12 protein-coding genes are annotated in these 18,083 nt (G+C 71.7%); 7 read left to right on the top strand and 5 right to left on the bottom strand.

Annotation, left to right across the window (positions count from 1 at the left end; genetic code table 11):
- Nucleotides 1–159 precede the first annotated feature (159 nt).
- The 3 genes from ACIPK3_RS22940 to ACIPK3_RS22930 are packed head-to-tail and all read left to right on the top strand — an operon-like array spanning nucleotide 160 to nucleotide 5,397.
- Nucleotides 160–951, top strand: coding sequence for a hypothetical protein (locus ACIPK3_RS22940; protein ID WP_402572358.1), 792 nt, complete (start codon nucleotides 160–162; stop codon nucleotides 949–951).
- On the top strand, nucleotides 951–3,185 hold the full coding sequence (locus ACIPK3_RS22935) for a bifunctional serine/threonine-protein kinase/ABC transporter substrate-binding protein (RefSeq protein ID WP_402572356.1): 2,235 nt from the start codon (nucleotides 951–953) through the stop codon (nucleotides 3,183–3,185). Before ACIPK3_RS22940 ends, ACIPK3_RS22935 begins: the two co-directional genes overlap by 1 nt.
- Before the next feature lie 10 nt (nucleotides 3,186–3,195).
- Nucleotides 3,196–5,397: a bifunctional serine/threonine-protein kinase/ABC transporter substrate-binding protein gene (locus ACIPK3_RS22930; RefSeq protein WP_402572355.1), complete on the top strand. Its 2,202-nt coding sequence runs from the start codon at nucleotides 3,196–3,198 to the stop codon at nucleotides 5,395–5,397.
- A gap of 9 nt (nucleotides 5,398–5,406) precedes the next feature.
- On the opposite strand, the gene ACIPK3_RS22925 is transcribed toward ACIPK3_RS22930, so the two are convergent.
- From ACIPK3_RS22925 to ACIPK3_RS22915, 3 genes are all read right to left on the bottom strand, one after another.
- Entirely contained in the window at nucleotides 5,407–7,824 is a 2,418-nt protein-coding gene (locus ACIPK3_RS22925; protein ID WP_402572353.1) for a SpoIIE family protein phosphatase, read from the bottom strand.
- Nucleotides 7,825–8,015: 191 nt separating this feature from the next.
- The gene (katG, locus tag ACIPK3_RS22920; protein WP_402572351.1) at nucleotides 8,016–10,232 is read right to left on the bottom strand and encodes a catalase/peroxidase HPI; all 2,217 of its coding nucleotides are present in this window, start codon (nucleotides 10,230–10,232) and stop codon (nucleotides 8,016–8,018) included.
- A gap of 70 nt (nucleotides 10,233–10,302) precedes the next feature.
- The gene (locus tag ACIPK3_RS22915; protein WP_402572350.1) at nucleotides 10,303–10,740 is read right to left on the bottom strand and encodes a Fur family transcriptional regulator; all 438 of its coding nucleotides are present in this window, start codon (nucleotides 10,738–10,740) and stop codon (nucleotides 10,303–10,305) included.
- Between the two features lie 221 nt (nucleotides 10,741–10,961).
- Here ACIPK3_RS22915 and ACIPK3_RS22910 point away from each other — a divergent pair, with 221 nt between their 5' ends.
- Together ACIPK3_RS22910 and ACIPK3_RS22905 are read left to right on the top strand one after the other, a co-directional pair.
- Nucleotides 10,962–11,306: a DUF1330 domain-containing protein gene (locus ACIPK3_RS22910; RefSeq protein WP_402572348.1), complete on the top strand. Its 345-nt coding sequence runs from the start codon at nucleotides 10,962–10,964 to the stop codon at nucleotides 11,304–11,306.
- A 53-nt stretch (nucleotides 11,307–11,359) separates the two neighbouring features.
- Nucleotides 11,360–12,187, top strand: coding sequence for a hypothetical protein (locus ACIPK3_RS22905; RefSeq protein WP_402572346.1), 828 nt, complete (start codon nucleotides 11,360–11,362; stop codon nucleotides 12,185–12,187).
- A 73-nt stretch (nucleotides 12,188–12,260) separates the two neighbouring features.
- On the opposite strand, the gene ACIPK3_RS22900 is transcribed toward ACIPK3_RS22905, so the two are convergent.
- Together ACIPK3_RS22900 and pgm are read right to left on the bottom strand one after the other, a co-directional pair.
- Nucleotides 12,261–13,802 carry a hypothetical protein gene (locus ACIPK3_RS22900; RefSeq protein ID WP_402572344.1) on the bottom strand — a complete coding sequence of 514 codons (1,542 nt, stop codon included), beginning with the start codon at nucleotides 13,800–13,802 and terminating at the stop codon, nucleotides 12,261–12,263.
- Between the two features lie 188 nt (nucleotides 13,803–13,990).
- On the bottom strand, nucleotides 13,991–15,631 hold the full coding sequence (gene pgm / locus ACIPK3_RS22895) for a phosphoglucomutase (alpha-D-glucose-1,6-bisphosphate-dependent) (RefSeq protein ID WP_402572342.1): 1,641 nt from the start codon (nucleotides 15,629–15,631) through the stop codon (nucleotides 13,991–13,993).
- 232 nt (nucleotides 15,632–15,863) lie between these two features.
- Here pgm and ACIPK3_RS22890 point away from each other — a divergent pair, with 232 nt between their 5' ends.
- Nucleotides 15,864–16,469: a dihydrofolate reductase family protein gene (locus tag ACIPK3_RS22890; protein WP_402572341.1), complete on the top strand. Its 606-nt coding sequence runs from the start codon at nucleotides 15,864–15,866 to the stop codon at nucleotides 16,467–16,469.
- Between the two features lie 267 nt (nucleotides 16,470–16,736).
- The gene (locus ACIPK3_RS22885) at nucleotides 16,737–17,888 is read left to right on the top strand and encodes an acyltransferase family protein (protein WP_402572339.1); all 1,152 of its coding nucleotides are present in this window, start codon (nucleotides 16,737–16,739) and stop codon (nucleotides 17,886–17,888) included.
- The last annotated feature ends 195 nt before the right edge of the window (nucleotides 17,889–18,083 follow it).

Genomic DNA, 18,083 nt, shown 5'->3' with positions numbered 1-18,083 from the left:
GGTGAGCGGCCGCCGGAGCGGAATACGTGCGCGGCTACGTGAATCCACCGAGGCGGCCATCGCGGGGCGCGGATACGTTCGGGGGGTCGGGCGAGGTGAGCACTACAGGGGGGGAGTCGGGTGGAGGGCAACACCGTGGGCAGGCACAGGAGTCGGCTGATGCTCCTGGTGGTGGGGAGCCTGCTTGCAGGTTGCGCGGGCGGCCCGGGCGATGCGGGGGCGGGGGCACCTCGCGCGTCCTCGGGGTCGCCCTCCCGGGCCGCCCCACCGGCGGCGGGGGCAACCCCGTCGCCGTCGGGGGCCCCGGGTGCCGCCCGCCTCACGCCCGACGCGGCACTCGTCCCGAAGCACCCGGCGGCCGGACGCGCGCTGGCCGACGCCGTGGTGCTCTCCCCCGGTGACTGGGGCCGGGGCTACGTCGCGCAGAGCCCGGCCGCGAGCGCCCCGGGAACCTGGGCCGTGCTGGACCAGGGCTGCCGTTGGGAGCGTGAGCCGCTCCCCCACGGGGTGCTGGCGAGTGTGTCGCGGTACAGCAGGCTCCCCGGGAGCGGCGGCAGGGGCGAGGTCAGGGTGACGGCGGCGGCGACCGTGCACTCCGCCGCGCTCGGCGCCGACGAACAGCTGAGCACCACCCTGGAGGAGGTGCTGCGCTGCCCCGATCAGCAACCCCGCACCGACGAACGGATCAAGAACCTGATGTCGGTCGGCACGCCCTTCGGCGCGCGAGAACAGGACTACGCCGACGACTCCGTGCTGGAGATCGGGCAGTACGTCGGCGGGGACGGCGGTGTGCGGCCGTACCGGTGGATGGTGGCCAGGCTGGGCACGGTCGTCGTGGCCGTCTCCGTGACGGGCGGCGAGGAGCACGGCGAGCAGGAGCTCAACCAGTTGGGCAGCGAGGCGCTGGCGCGGATGCTGGAACGCGTCCAGCAGCGGCTGAGGGGGAAGTGATGGAACCGCTGCGTACCACCGACCCGGCCAGGCTGTCGGGTCACCGGCTGCTCGGACGGCTGGGCGCCGGTGGCATGGGGGTGGTGTATCTGGCCCGCTCGCCCCACGGATCCCTGGTGGCGCTGAAGGTGATCCAGGCCGAGTACGGCGAGGACGCCGGCTTCCGGGAACGGTTCCGGCGCGAGGCGGAGGCGGCCCGTCGGGTCACCAGCCCGTGGGTGGCCGCTCTGGTGGACGCGGACACGGAGGCGGCCAGGCCCTGGCTGGCGACGGTCTTCGTCCCGGGCCCCTCGCTCGGCGAGGCGGTCGTGGCGCACGGGCCGCTGCCCGAGCGCGGTGTGCGGGTGCTCGGGGCGCGGCTCGCCGAGGCGCTGCGGGACATCCACACCGCGGGTTTGGTTCACCGGGACGTCAAGCCGGGCAATGTGCTGCTCGCGCTCGACGGGCCGCGGCTGATCGACTTCGGTGTGGCGCGGGACCCACGGGACACCGCGCTCACCTCGACCGGTGTCGTGGTGGGCACGCCCGGCTTCCTGCCGCCCGAGCAGGCCGGCGGCGGCGGGGAGCCCGGACCGGCGGGTGACGTCTTCTCACTGGGGTGCGTCCTCGCCCACGCGGCCACCGGCCGCCCGCCGTTCGGCACCGGGACGGTCGACGCGCTGCTGTTCCGTACCGTCCATGACACGCCGGACCTGGACGGTGTGCCGCCTGGACTCGCCGGGGCGGTGCGCGACTGCCTGGCGAAGGACCCGGCCGCCCGGCCCACGGCCGGCGAACTGGCGCGACGCCTCGCCACCACGAGCCCCACGAGCCCGGCGGACCCCCGGGAGCTCCTGCGCGCGGCGGGCGTGCCCGGTGACGAGACCGCCTGGCTGCCCGAACCCCTGGTCCGGATGATCGCCGAACGGTCGGCCGCCGGGCTGGCGTTGCCCGGCGTCGACGACACCGAGCTCGACTCGGCGGCGGCCGGGGCGGCGCCCACGGACGAGGAGCGGCCGCCACTCGGACGCCCCGTCGGCAGGCGCCGGTTCCTGCTGCTGTCCGGGGGCGCCGCGGTGGTGGCGGCCGGCGGGGTGACCGCCTGGGCGGTGCTGTCCGGGGACAGTGAAGGTGACGGCGGCGGTTCCGGCGCAGCGGCCGCGGCTTCTCGGCCGGTGCACACGATCGGGCTGCACGCCGACCTGACCGGCGACCAGAAGGCGGTCGGCCGCGCCCAGGAGAAGGGGCTGCGGCTCGCGGTCGAGGAGTTCAACGCCCGCGCGGACCGGCCCTTCACGCTCGCCGTGAAGACCGCGGACGACGGCGGCGACCCGGCCAGGGCGGCCGCGGCCGCCGGGCGACTGGTCGCGGACCGTTCGCTGCTGGCGGTGATCGGTCCCACCACGGACGCCACCACCCAGGCGTCGCTCACCACGTACGACACCGCGCTGCTGCCGGTCGTCGCGGTGTCGCCCGGCGCCACGCTGCTCACCCTGCTGGGGTGCCGGAGCCTTCTGCACGCACGGCCGACGGACACGATCCTGCCGTTCCATCTCAGCGCGTATCTGCGGGGCACCGCGAAGTCGCGCACGGTCGGTGTCGTCGACGACCGGGCGGCGGACACGTACGCCTGGGAGATCAGCAGCACCCTGAGCCGGGTACTGCGGGACCAGCGGCAGCCCGCCGTGCCGAAGGTGGTCAGCGCGCTGCGCACCGACTTCGGGACGGTCGTCGACGCCCTGCGGAACGGCGGGGCGGACTCCGTGGTGTTCGCCGGCTACCACGACCGGGCCGCACTGCTGGCCCGCGAGTTGACGGCCCGTCGCTTCCCCGGGGCGCGCACGGCGGCGCAGGGGGTGCTCGACGCCCGGTTCCTGTCCGCCGCCGGGGACGCCGCAGAGGGCTGGGTGCTCGTCGCTCCCGTCATGGATCCGGCCGCCGTCCCCCGGGGCAAGGCGTTCACGGCCGCGTACCGCGAGCGCTTCGGTGCCGGACCTGAGCGGTACGCCGTCGAGGCGTACGACGCGGCGGGCCTGGTCGTACGGACCCTCGGCGGCCTGCGCTCCGCGAACCGCACCCGGGCCCACCTGACGACGGCGCTGCGCTCGGCGAAGTACCAGGGCGTCACCAGGAACTTCGCGTTCGACCCGAAGACCGGGGCACTGGTCATCGACGGCACGGGGGTCCACCTGTGGCAGGTCAGCGGCGGCCGGTTCGTCTACCGGGGCGCGGCGCCGTACCAGGTGGCCGGGTGACGGGGCGCTGATGGAGCCGTTGCGCGGCGCCGACCCGGCCGCGATCGCGGGCTACCGGCTGCTGCGCCGACTGGGCGCGGGCGGGATGGGCGTGGTGTACCTGGCCCGGACCGGCACCGGTTCACTCGTCGCGCTGAAGGTCATCCGAGCCGCCTACGCCGCGGACGCGGGGTTCCGCGCCCGTTTCCGCCGCGAGGTGGCGACCGCGGGCCGGGTGGCCAGCCCCTGGGTGGTGCCGCTGCTGGACGCGGACCCGGGCGCGGAGTCGCCGTGGCTGGCCACGGCGTTCGTGCCCGGACCGTCGCTCGCGGAGGCGGTCGAGGAGTGCGGGCCGTTGCCCGAGGGCACGGTCCGGCAGTTCGGGGCGCGGCTCGCCGAGGCGCTCGACGCGGTGCACACGGCGGGGCTGGTGCACCGGGACGTGAAGCCGGGCAATGTGCTGCTCGCGCTGGACGGACCACGGATGATCGACTTCGGTATCGCCCGGGCGCCGGAGGACACCGCACTCACCGCGACCGGCGTTGTGGTCGGCTCGCCGGGGTTCCTCTCCCCCGAGCAGGCCCGGGGCCGGGGCCGGGAGATCGGGCCCGCGAGTGATGTCTTCTCGCTCGGCTGTCTGCTGGCGTACGCCGTGACGGGCGAGCGGCCGTTCGGCGACGGCTCGGCGGCCGAGGTGCTGGTGCGCACGGTCCACGACGAGCCCGATCTGGACGGCGTCCCGGCGGCGCTGCGCCCGCTGCTGCGGAGGTGCCTGGCGAAGGATCCCGGGGACCGTCCCGGCGTACCGGAGGTCGCGCGGGCCCTGACGGAACGGGGCACGGGGGCCGGGGACCGGCTGCCCGAATCGGTCACCCGGCTGATGGCGCGCCGCTCGACCGCCGTACTCGCCCTGCCCCCGGTCGAATCGACCGTCGTAGCGGACACGGCGAACACGGCGGAGGCTGCGGAGAGCCAGGTCACGTCCGTCGACGCCCTCCGGCGGGGTCCCGGGCGACGCGGGCTGCTCGTGCTGGGCTCGGCCGCCGGGGTCCTGGCGGCGGGCGGTACGGCGGCCTGGTGGACGGCGCTCCGCCCTCGCGGAGCACCGGCGACGGGGAGCCGGGCCCGGCGTCCAGGCGTGGTCGTCGCGTTGCACGCCGACCTGAGCGGCGGCCACCGGACGGAGGGCCGGGCCCAGGAGGAGGGGGTCAGGCTCGCCGTGGAACACCACAACTCCCTCGCCGGCCGTGGCTTCGACCTGCTGCTTCAGGTCCACGACGACGCGGGCGACGCGACGCGGGCCCAGCGGCTCGCGGACCGGCTGGGCGACGACGAACGCGTCCGCGCGGTGATCGGCCCGACCACCGACGTCTGCGCCAAGGCTGTCCTGAGCCGCTACCAGCGGGCGCTGCTGCCCATGGTGTCCGTGTCGGTCGGACTCGACGGCGTCGATGTCTCCACGCACCGGGTGTACGCGGCCACCCGCCCGTCCGACAGCACCCTGGCGACACCCCTCGTCGCCCATCTGGCGCGCACCGTCCGGGCCCGCGAGACGGCACTGGTCGACGACGCGACCGAGGGCGACTTCAGCTGGCGGCTGTGCGCCAACGTGGCAGAGGCCATGCGCTCCACGGACCTCCGCACTACCCGGTACGCCCTCGCCGCGGGGGACGACACGGCGGGTGACTTCCGTGCCCTCGCCGCGAAGGTGACCGCCTCGGGCGCGGAGGCGGTGCTGTTCGGCGGCGGACCGGCGCGCGCCGCGAAACTGGCGCGGGCCCTGCGCGCCGCGGGCTATTCCGGTGCGCGCGTCGCCGGCCGGCTCGCCCTCGATCCGCGTTTTCTCGACGCGGCGGGCGACGCGGCGGAGGGCTGGGTCTTCGCGGCCCCCTTCGTCGACCCGACCCGGGTGGCGGCCGCGAAGCCGTTCGTCACCGCATACCGGCGGCGGTTCGGTACCACTCCGCCCTGGTACTGCGCCGAGGCATACGACGCGACGCTGTTCGTGGCCCAGGTCGTGGCGGCCACGGGCGCGTCCGACGCGGAACGCGGCGCGCTCGTCGACCGGCTCCGCACCACCGACCATCAGGGAATCGCCAAGCGGCTGCGGTACACGGCGTCGAGCAAGGGCTACAACACGGACGGCATGTATCTCTTCCGGGTCGCGGACGGCCGCTTCGGCTGGCTCGGCCAGTACCGGGCGGCCGACGGCGGGCGACCAGCGACTATCTGACCGGTGAGGTCAGATACCGTCGGGGAGCTGTTGTTCCGTCCAGATCGTCTTGCCGCCGGCCGTGCGGCGGGTGCCCCAGCGCTGGGCGAGCTGGGCGATCAGGAACAGGCCCCGCCCGCCCTCGTCGGTGATGAGCGCCCGCCGCAGATGGGGCGACGTGGTGCTGCCGTCCGACACCTCGCAGATCAACGCCCGTTCGTGGATGAGCCGCAGGCTGATCGGGCCGTGCGCGTGCCGGATGGCGTTCGTGACCAGTTCGGTCGCGATCAGCTCGGTGGTGAACGCGATCTCCTCGAGTCCCCACACGGACAGCTGCCGGGCGATGTCGCCGCGCACCACATGCACCGCCGAGGGGTCCGCGGGGATGTCCCAGGAGGCGACCCGGTCGTGGCTGAGGACGCGGGTCCGCGCGATCAGGAAGGCGACGTCGTCACGAGGGTGGTGCTCCGGCAGCAGGGTGCGGACCATGATGTCGCAGATCTCCTCCAGCGGCCGGTCGGGGTGGGCGAGGGTGAAGCACAGCCGCTCCATGCCGATGTCGACGTCCCGGTCCGAGGCCTCGATCAGCCCGTCGGTGTAGAGCGCGATGATGCTCCCCTCCTCCACCGGGAACTCGGCCGACTCGAAAGGCAGGCCGCCGAGGCCGAGGGGAGGTCCGGCGGGGATGTCGGGGAACTCGACGGGCTCGCTCAGGTGGGCGATCGCGGGGCTGGGGTGCCCGGCGCGGGCCACGGCGATACTGCGGGCGACGGGGTCGTAGACGGCGTACACACAGCTGGCGCCCACCACCGTGGGACCCTGCGCGGACGCCTCCGCCTCGTCCGACAGCCGTACGACCAGGTCGTCCACGTGGGTGAGGAGCTCGTCCGGGGGCAGGTCGAGGTCGGCCAGGGTCTGTACGGCGGCCCGCAGCCGGCCCATGCTCGCCGCCGCGTGCAGCCCGTGCCCCACCACGTCGCCGACGACGAGCGCGACCCGGGCGCCGGAGAGCGGGATGACGTCGAACCAGTCCCCGCCCACCCCGGCTTCGGCGTCGGCCGGGAGGTAGCGGTAGGCGACCTCGACCGCGCCCAGCTCGGGCAGGTCGGGGGGCAGCAGGCTGGTCTGGAGGGTGAGGGCCGCCTGCCGCTCGCGGGCGAAGCGTCTGGCGTTGTCGACGCAGACCGCGGCCCGTGCCACCAGTTCCTCCACGAGGAGCTGGTCGTCCTCCTCGAACGGGTCGGGGTTCTTCCAGCGCATCAGGGTGACCACACCCATGGTGGTGCCGCGGGCCCGCAGCGGGACGACCAGGTGCGTGTGCACCCCGAGCCGGATGAGCTTGCTCCAGCGCACCGGGTCCTCGGCGAGCCAGGGCGTCGCGGGGCCGAGGTTCTCGCGGACGGGCCGGCCTACGGCCAGACAGCGTTCCTGCGGGGACTGGCGCGCATAGCGGGTGGGGGCGCCGATCTCGACGACGACTTCGGGGTGGTCCTCCTGCAGCGACAGATGGGCCGCCCGGCGGAATGTCTGTTCGTCCTGGCCCGGGGCGATGGCCGGACCCCCATTGGTCCTGGCGGAGTCGAGGAGGTCGATCGCGGCGAAGTCGGCGACCGCGGGCACCAGCACCTCCGCCAGTTCGCGGACCGTGCGGTCGAGGTCGAGGGTGGTGCCGATGTGCTCGCCGGCCTCGTTGAGCAGGGCGAGGCGGTCGCGGGCGGAGTCCTGTCCGCTCGCGTGAAGGGTCACCAGGCAGACGCCGAGTGTGCGGCCCGCGGCGTCGCGTACCGGGACGAAGGAGCGCAACCTGACCCGGCGCCCGCTTCTGCGGCGTGTCAGGTCGTGGCGCGGCGGCGAGGACTCCAGCGTCACCTGCGGCTGACCGGTCACCAGCGCTCTTCTGGCGTAGCGCTTCACCAGGGGTGAGGAGTCCCCCGGATATCCTTCCGTGTCGGCGAGCGCGCGGTTGGCCCATTTTCGGCGCAGGTCGGTGTCGAGTACGGCGATTCCGATGGGTGAACGGTCCAGGACGCCGCGGGCGATCTCCTCGTGCAGGGCATACTCGGCCCGCTCCTTGACGTCGCACGCGACGGCGAGCCAGCCGCGGTGTCCGCCGGCGGCGATGAGGGAGCAGATCCTGACGGCGGTGTCCACGGTGTGTCCGGCCAGGTGGCGGACGGCCAGCACACCGTCCCAGCCGTGAGCGGTGCGGCGCAGCCCCGACAGCGCGGCGGGCGGCCGGGGCCGGGACTCGGCAGCCGGCTCGTGGCCCTGGAGGAAGGCCTCGGCGGGCTGTCCCAGCACGTCGCCGGCCGAGTGGCCGAAGAGCGCCTCGGCGCCGGGGCTCCAGTAGACGATCAGTGTCCTGGCATCGGTGATCACCACGGCCGCGGACCCGATGTCGAACGGATCGGCCGGATCGGCATTGCCGAGCGCGCCGCTGACGCCCATACTCTCGTCCCATTCCGGGGCCGACCGGGCCCCCACCTGCCCATTGTCGCACCGGGGGTCATCACCCGCAGGGATGACCAAAGGCCCGGGTCCGATGCCGTGGGGGCGGACGGGAAGGCCGGACTGGCGGACGGCCCGCGCCGCTCAGGCGGGCCGCCCGCCGGCTTGTCACGCCGGTGGTGTCCGGCGGGTCAGACGAGGTCGAAGCGGTCGAGGTCGGAGACCTTGGCCCAGGCCGCGACGAAGTCGTTGACGAACTTCTCCTTCGCGTCGTCGCTCGCGTAGACCTCGGCGAGTGCCCGCAGCTCGGAGTTCGAGCCGAAGACCAGGTCGGCGCGGGTGCCGGTCCACCTGACCTGGCCGGTGGCGTCGTCCCGGCCCTCGAAGGTGGTCTGGTCCTCCGAGGTGGACTTCCACGTCGTGCCCAGGTCGAGCAGGTTGACGAAGAAGTCGTTCGTCAGCTTGCCCGGGGTCTCGGTGAGGACGCCGTGCGCGGTCTGCTGGTAGTTGGTACCGAGAACGCGCAGGCCGCCGACGAGGACGGTCATCTCGGGGGCGCTGAGGCCGAGCAGGTTCGCCCGGTCGAGCAGAAGGAACTCGGCCGGCAGGCGGTTGCCCTTGCCCAGGTAGTTGCGGAACCCGTCGGCGGTCGGCTCCAACGCGGCGAAGGAGTCCGCGTCGGTGTGCTCGTCCGTGGCGTCGACACGGCCCGGCGTGAAGGGCACCTCGACGTCGAAGCCGGCGTCCTTGGCGGCCTTCTCCACGGCGGCGGCGCCACCGAGCACGATCAGGTCGGCCAGCGAGACCTTCTTGGCGCCGGAGTTGAACTCCCGCTGGACGCCCTCCAGCGTGCGCAGCACCTGCGCCAGCTGGTCGGGCTCGTTGACCTCCCAGCCGGCCTGCGGCTGGAGCCGGATGCGGGCGCCGTTGGCACCGCCGCGCTTGTCGCTGGTGCGGAACGTCGAGGCGGACGCCCACGCGGTGGACACCAGCTGCGGGACGGTCAGCCCCGAGTCGAGGAGCCTGGCCTTGAGCGCGGCGATGTCGGCGGCGTCGATGGGCTCGCCCTCGGCCTCGGGCAGCGGGTCCTGCCAGACCAGCGTCTCCTCGGGCACCTCCGGGCCGAGGTACAGGGACTTCGGGCCCATGTCACGGTGGGTCAGCTTGTACCAGGCGCGGGCGAAGGCGTCGGCGAACTCCGCCGGGTTCTCGTAGAAGCGCCGCGAGATCGGCTCGTACACCGGGTCGTAGCGGAGCGACAGGTCGGTCGTGAGCATCGTGGGCAGGCGCTTCTTCGACGGGTCATGCGCGTCGGGGACGGTGGCCTCGGCGTCCTTCGCCACCCACTGGTGAGCGCCGGCCGGGCTCTGCGTGAGCTCGTACTCGTACTCGAACAGGTTCTTGAAGAAGCCGTTGCTCCACCTGGTCGGCGTGCTGGTCCAGGTGACCTCCAGGCCACTGGTGATCGCGTCGCCGCCCTTGCCGGTGCCGTAGGTGCTCTTCCAGCCGAGGCCCTGCTGCTCGATCGGGGCGGCCTCGGGGTCGGCGCCGACGCTGTCCGCCGGGCCCGCGCCGTGGGTCTTGCCGAAGGTGTGACCGCCCGCGATCAGGGCGACAGTCTCCTCGTCGTTCATCGCCATGCGGCGGAAGGTCTCGCGGATGTCGCGGGCCGCGGCGATCGGGTCCGGGTTGCCGTTGGGGCCCTCCGGGTTGACGTAGATGAGGCCCATCTGGACCGCGCCGAGCGGGTTCTCCAGCTCGCGGTCACCGGTGTAGCGCTGGTCGTCGAGCCACGTGGTCTCGGGGCCCCAGTAGACGTCCTCCTCCGACTCCCAGACGTCCTCGCGGCCGCCGCCGAAGCCGAAGGTGTCGAAGCCCATCGTCTCCAGGGCGACGTTTCCGGTGAGGATCATGAGGTCGGCCCAGGACAGGCTCTTGCCGTACTTCTTCTTCACCGGCCACAGCAGACGGCGGGCCTTGTCGAGGTTGCCGTTGTCCGGCCAGCTGTTGAGCGGGGCGAAGCGCTGCTGACCCGCGCCGGCGCCGCCGCGGCCGTCGCTGATCCGGTAGGTGCCCGCGCTGTGCCAGGCCATGCGGATCATCAGCGGTCCGTAGTTGCCGAAGTCGGCCGGCCACCAGTCCTTGGAATCGGTCAGTACCTCGGCGATGTCCCGCTTCACGGCCGCGAGGTCGAGGCTCTGGAACGCCTTGGCGTAGTCGAACTCCTCACCGAGCGGGTTGGCCACGGCGGGGTTCTTGGCAAGGATCTTCAGGTTGAGCCGCTCCGGCCACCACTGGCGGTTGCCACCGCCCTGAGTGGGGTGCAGGGCGCGTCCATGCGCGACCGGGCAGCCACCCGCGTCCTCGGCCTTTGCGTCAGTGACGATTGCGTCGTGGTTCTCGGACATGGGAATCCTTCCGAAGGGGGCGGATCACAGTGCTCAGGAACTGGTGTGCTCAGGAACTGCTGCTCAGGAACTAGAGGGTGGATCGGGTGGAACAGGCGGGGCACAGGCCCCAGTAGGTGACCTCGGCCTCGACGAGTGAGAAGCCGTGGTCGTCGGACGCGGTCAGACAGGGGGCCTCACCGACCGCGCAGTCGACGTCAGCGACGACGCCGCACGACCGGCAGACGACATGGTGGTGGTTGTCCCCGACCCGGCCCTCGAACCGGGCCGGACTCCCGGCGGGTTCGATACGGCGGACGAGACCCGCAGCGGTGAGCGCGTGCAGGGCCTCGTACACGGCCTGGAGGGATATGTGGCCGACCCGGTCGCGCACCCCGGAGGCGATCGCCTCGACACCGAGGTGGTCACCGTGACGGACGGTTTCGAGCAGCGCGACACGGGCGGCCGTCACGCGCAGGCCGGCGCCACGCAGCTCCTCGGCGGTGGTCGGGGGCAGTGATCCGGTCATGGGACCAACCTACCCACACAAACACGAAGAGTTCAAGAAAACGAGCAAACCCAGTTTGTAATACCAAGCCGGGGGCGTTTTGCCAGTTTATTCACCGACATATACACCACAAGCAGCATGGGCATGGCGGCGAGGCGGATTACCCGACAGGTAATCGACCCCGCACACCAGGTGATGCCACGATCCTCGGCATACGCACCCCACAGAAGAGAAGGGACGCCATGACCGCCTACGCGATCGCCCACCTGAAAGAGGCCGCCCCGCACCCGGACATCGCCGAGTACATCGACCGCATCGCCGCCACCTTCGAGCCGTACGGGGGTCGGTTCCTCGTTCACGCGGCACAACACGAGGTGATGGAGGGCAGCTGGCCCGGGCACGTGGTGGTGATCGGCTTCCCGGGGATCGGCGAGGCACGCGACTGGTGGGACTCGCCCGCCTACCGGGAGATCGCCCCGCTGCGCTCACGTCACATCGAGGGCGACATCGTCCTGGTGTCCGGCGTCCCCGAGGGCTACGACCCGTCCGGCACCGCCAGGGCGATGCGGGACTCCCTGTCCGCGTAACGATCAACTCCGACAAGGGACTTGGCCGCCCAGCGGTGCATTATCTTCACACCATGTCCACGCCATCCGAGCCTTCGCAGCCCAGTCAGCAGCCAGGGGTCCCGGCGCAGCCGAGCGCGTATCCGTACCCGCATCCGCAGTCACCGCCCGCACCGGGCGTGCAGGGCTACTACTCACCGACCGTCGCAGGCCACCCCCAGCCGGGAAACCCCTACGCCGCCCAGGGCCCGTACGGCCCGGCGGCCGCCGGTGGCCGCGGCGCCGGCCGGGCGGTGCTCTGGGCCGCCGTCGGCGCCGTGGCCGCCTCCGCCGCGTGGGCGGCCGGCGTCTTCGTGATCGGCGCCGGAGCCTCCCCGCAGCTGCGCGGATACTCCGCCCCGTCGAACCTGTGCGACCGCGCCGACTACTCGTCCTTCAAGGACGAGTACCCGCAGGACGACAGCGCCCCGGCCCACACCTCCCTCAAGGAGGACGCCCTCGAAGAGGGTTACTGCAGCATCACACTGAAGAAGACCGGCTCCAGCTACGGGGACGCCTACCTCAGCATCCAGGCGGACCTGCACAAGAAGACCGACCCCGGGCCGGAGTTCACGGCCACATGGAAGAACTACCGCAAGAGCCACACGGGTTACGACGTGGAGGTCGTGCGGGACATCGGTGACGAGGCCTACCTGGTCTCCCAGGACACCACGAGCGGCAGCCCGTCGTCCGGCTCCCGCTCCGCCACACTGGCCGTGCGGGACGGCTGGGTGACGTACACGATGAGCTACAGCGCGTATCTCTCCACGTACAACCAGGACAAGGACCCGCCCCGGCTCGACGACGTGACCGACTGGCTGAGGTCGGACACGAAGGCCACGCTGGACCGCCTCAAGGACTGAACCGAAAGGACCGAGGTGATCCGGCCGGCGTAGCGGCAGCCCTGGTGGTACCGCTACGCCGGCCGGGCCCGGCTCAGATCCCGCTGCCGAGTGACCCGCTGCCGAGCGTCTGGGTCGAGTAGGCGCACTCCGTGTAGATGTAGCCGGAGCGCAGCTTGACCGTGTCCGAGGCGGGCGTCGCGCCGCTGCGACCCTGGGGTTTGTGCACGAAGTAGACGGTGCCGGTCGGCAGGCTGATGGTGCGCTCCGGATAGTCCCTGCCGCTGTCGCTGCAGGGCTTGAACCCGCGCAGGGCCGAGCTGGCGAAGGGATACGCCTTGCAGCCGCCGCACGCCTTGAGGGTGAAGCTGCCGGTCACCGTGCCCGTGTAGTAGACGGTGATGGGGTCGGGGCTGTCGTTCTTGACCGTCACCGAGATGCTGCCGCCGGAGTCCGTGCCGGGCAGCCGCTTGCCCGCCGCAGGCACCGTCTGGGCGACCACGGCGGCGATGGATATCTTCTTGGCGCGCTCACGGTTGCTGTCGTGCGCGTTGGCCGCGACGAACTCGTCCATGGTCTTCTGCGCCGCCGCGAAGTCACCGTCCTTGTACTGGTCGACCCCGCAGGAGTACTCCCCCGAGCCGGCGCTGCGGCCTGCCCGGTCGGCGCTCCTCGTCAGACGGCCCGCGGTGTCGCCCGACCCACCGGTGCTTCCCGCGAGGGTGCTGATCTGGGTCTTGAGGCCGCGCAGCCGCTCCACGGCCGTGCAGGGGTCGCTCCCGCTCACGTTCTTCTCGGCCCCGGTGACCGCCGCTTCGACGGCAGGGGCGACCTTCGTGGTCTGCGGCGCCTGCGGGAACGTGTCGAGCAGCGCGCCGAAGTTCGTCGCCCATCCGTCCCTGCCGACCGACAGGACGCTCGAACCACACTCGTAGAGCGAGGTGGCGAGCCGGTCGTCCGGCCACCGGGTCAGCGTGCCGAGCTCCTCCTTCGGCATGGTGCGGGGCACCGTGCGCAGATACGTCAGCGGGGCGACCGCGTCGCAGTAGTCCTTGTGACCGTAGGCCGCGCCGACCGTGCTGTAGTAGGACGTCAAGCTGTCGTGGACGTTCCGGGCGGCGCGGGAGCCGGGATGGTCGACGGCGAGGTCCCGGTATGTGTCCAGGGCCGTGCGGTAGTCGGACTTCGCGGTCTCGAAGGGTGCGCGGCCGGCACTCGCCACCAACTGGTCGGCCCGTTCGAGCCGGTCGAGGAGCTGCTGCTCGACGGCCTCGTCGTGCGCGTCGTCATACAGCAACGCACCGCCGGCCGGTACGGCGAGCAGCAGCACGCCGAGCAGCAGCGCGAGCGGCGCCCTGCCCGGCCAGACGAGCCGGGTCCGCAGTCCGGCGGCCGCGCCGTGCACGGCGGCCAGCACCAGGAACCCGACGTAGGCGGTGATCGCGGCACCGGGCACCCCGTCGACGTCGGCGGGCAGTGCGACGAGCAACAGCGCGGCGGTCGCCGCCCAGCACACGGCCGCCAGGATCCAGCGGCGCACCAGCACATAACCGAGGCCCAGGCCGCTCAGGTTGAGGAGCGCGACCGCGGCGGCCCGCAGGCCGTCGGGCGGCGCGGGCGGCGGGCTGGACGGCATGGGCGGTACGACAGGCGGCACGGGCGGGTACCCGTAGCCGCCGCCAGGACCGTACGTAAAGCCGGACATGATGGTTTCCCCCCGTCAGCATGACCCACATGTCTCCCATTTGGCAGTGTACGGCCAATCATGCGGACCTGGCTCCACGACCGGACAGCGGGCCTGACAGAGGGAAAGCCGTCGGGAGGTCAGCCGCCCAGCGCCGCGAGCACCACCGACCTGGCCTCTTCCTGCACCCGGCCGAGGTGGTCGGGTCCGAGGAACGACTCGGCGTAGATCTTGTAGACGTCCTCGGTGCCCGAAGGCCGTGCCGCGAACCAGGCGTTGGCGGTGGTCACCTTGATTCCACCGATGGGCGCCCCGTTGCCCGGGGCCTCGGTGAGGACCCCGGTGACCTCCTCTCCCGCCAGGGTGCGCGCGGTGACCTGCGCCGGAGAGAGCTTCGCGAGCAGGGCCTTCTCGTCACGGGAGGCCGGGGCGTCGACGCGCGCGTACGCGGGCTCGCCGAACCGGGTGGTGAGCGCGCCGTAGTGCTCGGACGGCGTCCGGCCGGTGACGGCCGTGATCTCGGAGGCGAGCAGGGCCAGCAGGATGCCGTCCTTGTCCGTCGTCCACACCGAGCCGTCCCGACACAGGAAGGAGGCCCCGGCCGACTCCTCGCCGCCGAAGCCGAGTGATCCGTCGAGCAGCCCGTCCACGAACCACTTGAACCCCACGGGCACCTCGACGAGCCGTCGGCCGAGGTCGGCGGCGACGCGGTCGATCATCGAGGACGACACCAGGGTCTTGCCGATGCCCGTGCCCGCCGGCCACTGCGAGCGGTGCGCGTAGAGATAGGAGATGGCGACCGCGAGGTAGTGGTTGGGGTTCATGAGACCGGCGTCCGGGGTGACGATGCCGTGGCGGTCGGCGTCGGCGTCGTTGCCGGTGGCGATGCGGTAGTCGGCGCGGCGCTCGATGAGGGAGGCCATCGCGTACGGCGACGAGCAGTCCATCCGGATCTGGCCGTCCCAGTCCAGCGTCATGAACCGCCAGGTGGGGTCGGTGTACGGGTTCACCACCGTCAGATCGATCCCGTGCTGTTCGGCGATACGGCCCCAGTAGGCGACGGACGCCCCGCCCAACGGGTCGGCACCGATGCGTACTCCGGCCGCGCGGATCGCGTCGAGGTCCAGCACGCTCGGCAGGTCGCCGACGTAGGTGCCGAGGAAGTCGTACCGGCCGGTGGTGGGCGCGGCGAGCGCACGCTCGTAGGGGATCCGCCGTACGTCCTTGAGGCCACCGGTGATGATCTGGTTCGCCCGGTCCTGGATCCAGGAGGTCGCCCCCGAGGCGGCGGGGCCGCCGTTCGGGGGGTTGTACTTGAAGCCGCCGTCGGCGGGCGGATTGTGGGACGGGGTGACCACGACACCGTCCGCGAGTCCGGTGTCACGGCCCCGGTTGTGGGTGAGGATGGCATGCGAGACCGCCGGGGTGGGGGTGTAGCCGTCCGCGCTGTCGAGGAGCACGCGGACGTCGTTGGCGGCGAACACCTCCAGAGCGGTCACCTTCGCGGGCTCCGACAGCGCGTGGGTGTCGGCGCCTAGGAAGAGGGGACCGTCCACGCCCTGGCTTTCCCGGTACTCGCAGATCGCCTGACTGGTGGCGGCGATGTGGTCCTCGTTGAAGGCGGCGGCCGTCGAGGATCCCCGGTGCCCCGAAGTCCCGAACGCCACCCGCTGGGCCGGTTCGGCCGGGTCGGGGTGCAGCGCGTAGTACGCCGTGACCAGCCGGGCCACATCGACAAGGTCCCCGGGACCGGCCGGACTGCCCGCTCGCTCGTGCGGCATGGGTCCGTTCCTCCACATCCGTTGATCCGTCGCTCGACGCCTCATCATTGCCCTTGGCAGGCCGAGAGCGCGAGTGCCCCGCCCGGGGCGGGGCCCATCCGGCAGGCCCATGCAACGTGATCGTCAACGAACGAGATCGGCCACCGCAACAGGCCCCGGTCTGCGTCACGGAGGTTCCACCGATGAGTTTCCGGGGGCTGTGCCGTCTACCTGTCGACGAAGGGAGCGCACCATGCGCGAGATCATCGTTTGCACGTTCCTGACGCTGGACGGCGTCATGCAGGCACCGGGCGGTCCGGACGAGGACGCTGAGAGCGGCTTCGAGCACGGGGGCTGGCAGAAACCGGTGGCCGACGACGAGGTCGGCGCGGCCATCGCGGGTTGGTACGAGGACTCCGACGCGATGCTGCTCGGCCGCAAGACGTACGAGATCTTCGCGTCGTACTGGCCGACAGCTGATCCCGGCAACCCATTCACCAATCGGATGAACAGCATGCACAAGTACGTGGCGTCTCGAACCCTGACGTCCCTCGCGTGGCAGAACTCCACGCTACTGGAGGGCGACATCGTCGATGCCGTACGCAGGCTGAAGGTGTCCGACGGCGGCAACATCAACGTCGTCGGCAGCGGCGACCTCGCCCAGACCCTCATGCGGCACGGCCTCGTCGACGAGTACCGGCTGACCATCCATCCGGTGATCATCGGCACCGGCAAGCGGCTGTTCGCCGACGGAGCGATCCCCACCGCGCTGGAGCCGGTCAGCGTCTCGACGACGAAGGGCGGCACCATCGTCGGCGTCTACCGGCCGAACGGCAAGCCGGACCACGACAGCTACTAGGTGTATCGATCACGTTGGCCGGCTCAAGGGCGATGAGGTGCCGCACCCGGGGCACCCACGGCCCTGCCTGGCGGTGGAGAGAGGGAACCGGCCGACCAGACCCACAGGCCATTTGCCGAGGCTGGGGCTCTTGTAGCAGTCTTTGGCGTCGTTCAGGCCGATGATCACCCAGGCGAATTGCTTCATCGTGGGGTCGATCCGGATACCCCCTTACACTCTGGCGAGACCCCGAAGCACCCGACCAGCCCGACGAGAGTGACCGATTTCATGAATCAGCCGACGGCGGCCGCCCCGCCCACCCGGGCCGGCCGCCTCGACTCACTCACCGGACTGCGTTGGTGGGCTGCCTTCGGTGTCTTCGCCCACCACATGACCAATCTGGCGCCGCTGCCGGTCTTTGAGGTGGTCGGTTTCGGCAAGTACGGAGTGACGCTGTTCTTCGTACTCTCCGGATTTGTGCTGACCTGGTCGGCGCGGCCGGGCGTCACCGCGCCCACCTTCTACTGGCGGCGATTCGCCCGGATCTATCCCGCGCACTTCGTGGCCCTGCTGTTCGCGATACCCGTCTTCTACAGCTACAGCCCCGACCCGGCCCAGAGCTGGGTCAAGCCGGTCAGCGTCGGAATCCTTCTGCTGTCCGTCCCGCTGATCCAGGGCTGGTGGCGGGATCCGGTCCTGCTGTACTCGGGAAATCCGGCAGCCTGGACGCTGACCTGCGAATTCTTCTTCTACGCTCTGTTCCCGGCGCTGCATCGCGTGTCCTCGCGGCTGAGGGTGCGTGGCGCACTGGCGGCGATGACCCTCACTTTCGCTGCGGCTCTCGTCTACCGCGTCTACGTGTGGTTCCAGCCGCATTCGTGGGCGGCGGAGGTGCCGCTCCCGGTGGTACGGCTGAGTGAGTTCGTCATCGGCATCGCCATCGCTCGCGCGATGCTCTCGGGCTGGCGAGTGCGCATCGCCCCCGTCTGGGCGTTCCTGGGCTCCGCCGCCCTCGTCGGTTGGCTGGTCACCACCGCGGACCGGCCGGCCGGAAACACCCTCGCCGCCTTCGTACGGGTCACCAAGGACGAGTGGATCATCTTCGCCTGTGCCGCGATGATCGCCACGATCGCCTGGCGTGACCTCGCAGGCAAGCGCTCGCTGTTGCGCTGGCGTCCTCTCGTCCTCCTCGGCGAGTGGTCGTACGCGTTCTACCTCGTCCACGCGACCTTCATCTACATCGCCCGTGACAGGTTCGGGAAGGAGACGGTGAGCTGGTCGAACCTGCAGTGGTACGCGGTCCTTCTCATCGTCTCGCTCGCCGGCGCCGCGGCGCTGCACTACGCCGTGGAACGCCCGATGGAGCGGCGACTGCGTACCTGGTGGGACACGCGGCGACCGCCCGCGCAGGAGCATCGGGCTGTGGGGTCACTGCACTGATCCACCCATGCGCCGACCGCGTCACTCGGGTCCTGCCGGGTGGCAGAGCCCCAAGGTGAGAGCCGTTCGGCGCTAGGTTCAATGCCGGCCAGTGTTGCCCCTAAAGGGTGTTGCACAAGGCCGCGTTTGGGCAGGTCAAAGCGTGTGAGCACAGTCTTCTGGTCATGATGTGAGGGCGAGGTTGTGCATGTGTGC

Source organism: Streptomyces sp. NPDC086787 (genome assembly GCF_044745865.1).
GTDB lineage: Bacteria > Actinomycetota > Actinomycetes > Streptomycetales > Streptomycetaceae > Streptomyces.
Note: the sequence above shows the minus strand (reverse complement) of the source record. Positions and strands in the feature narration are given on the sequence as shown.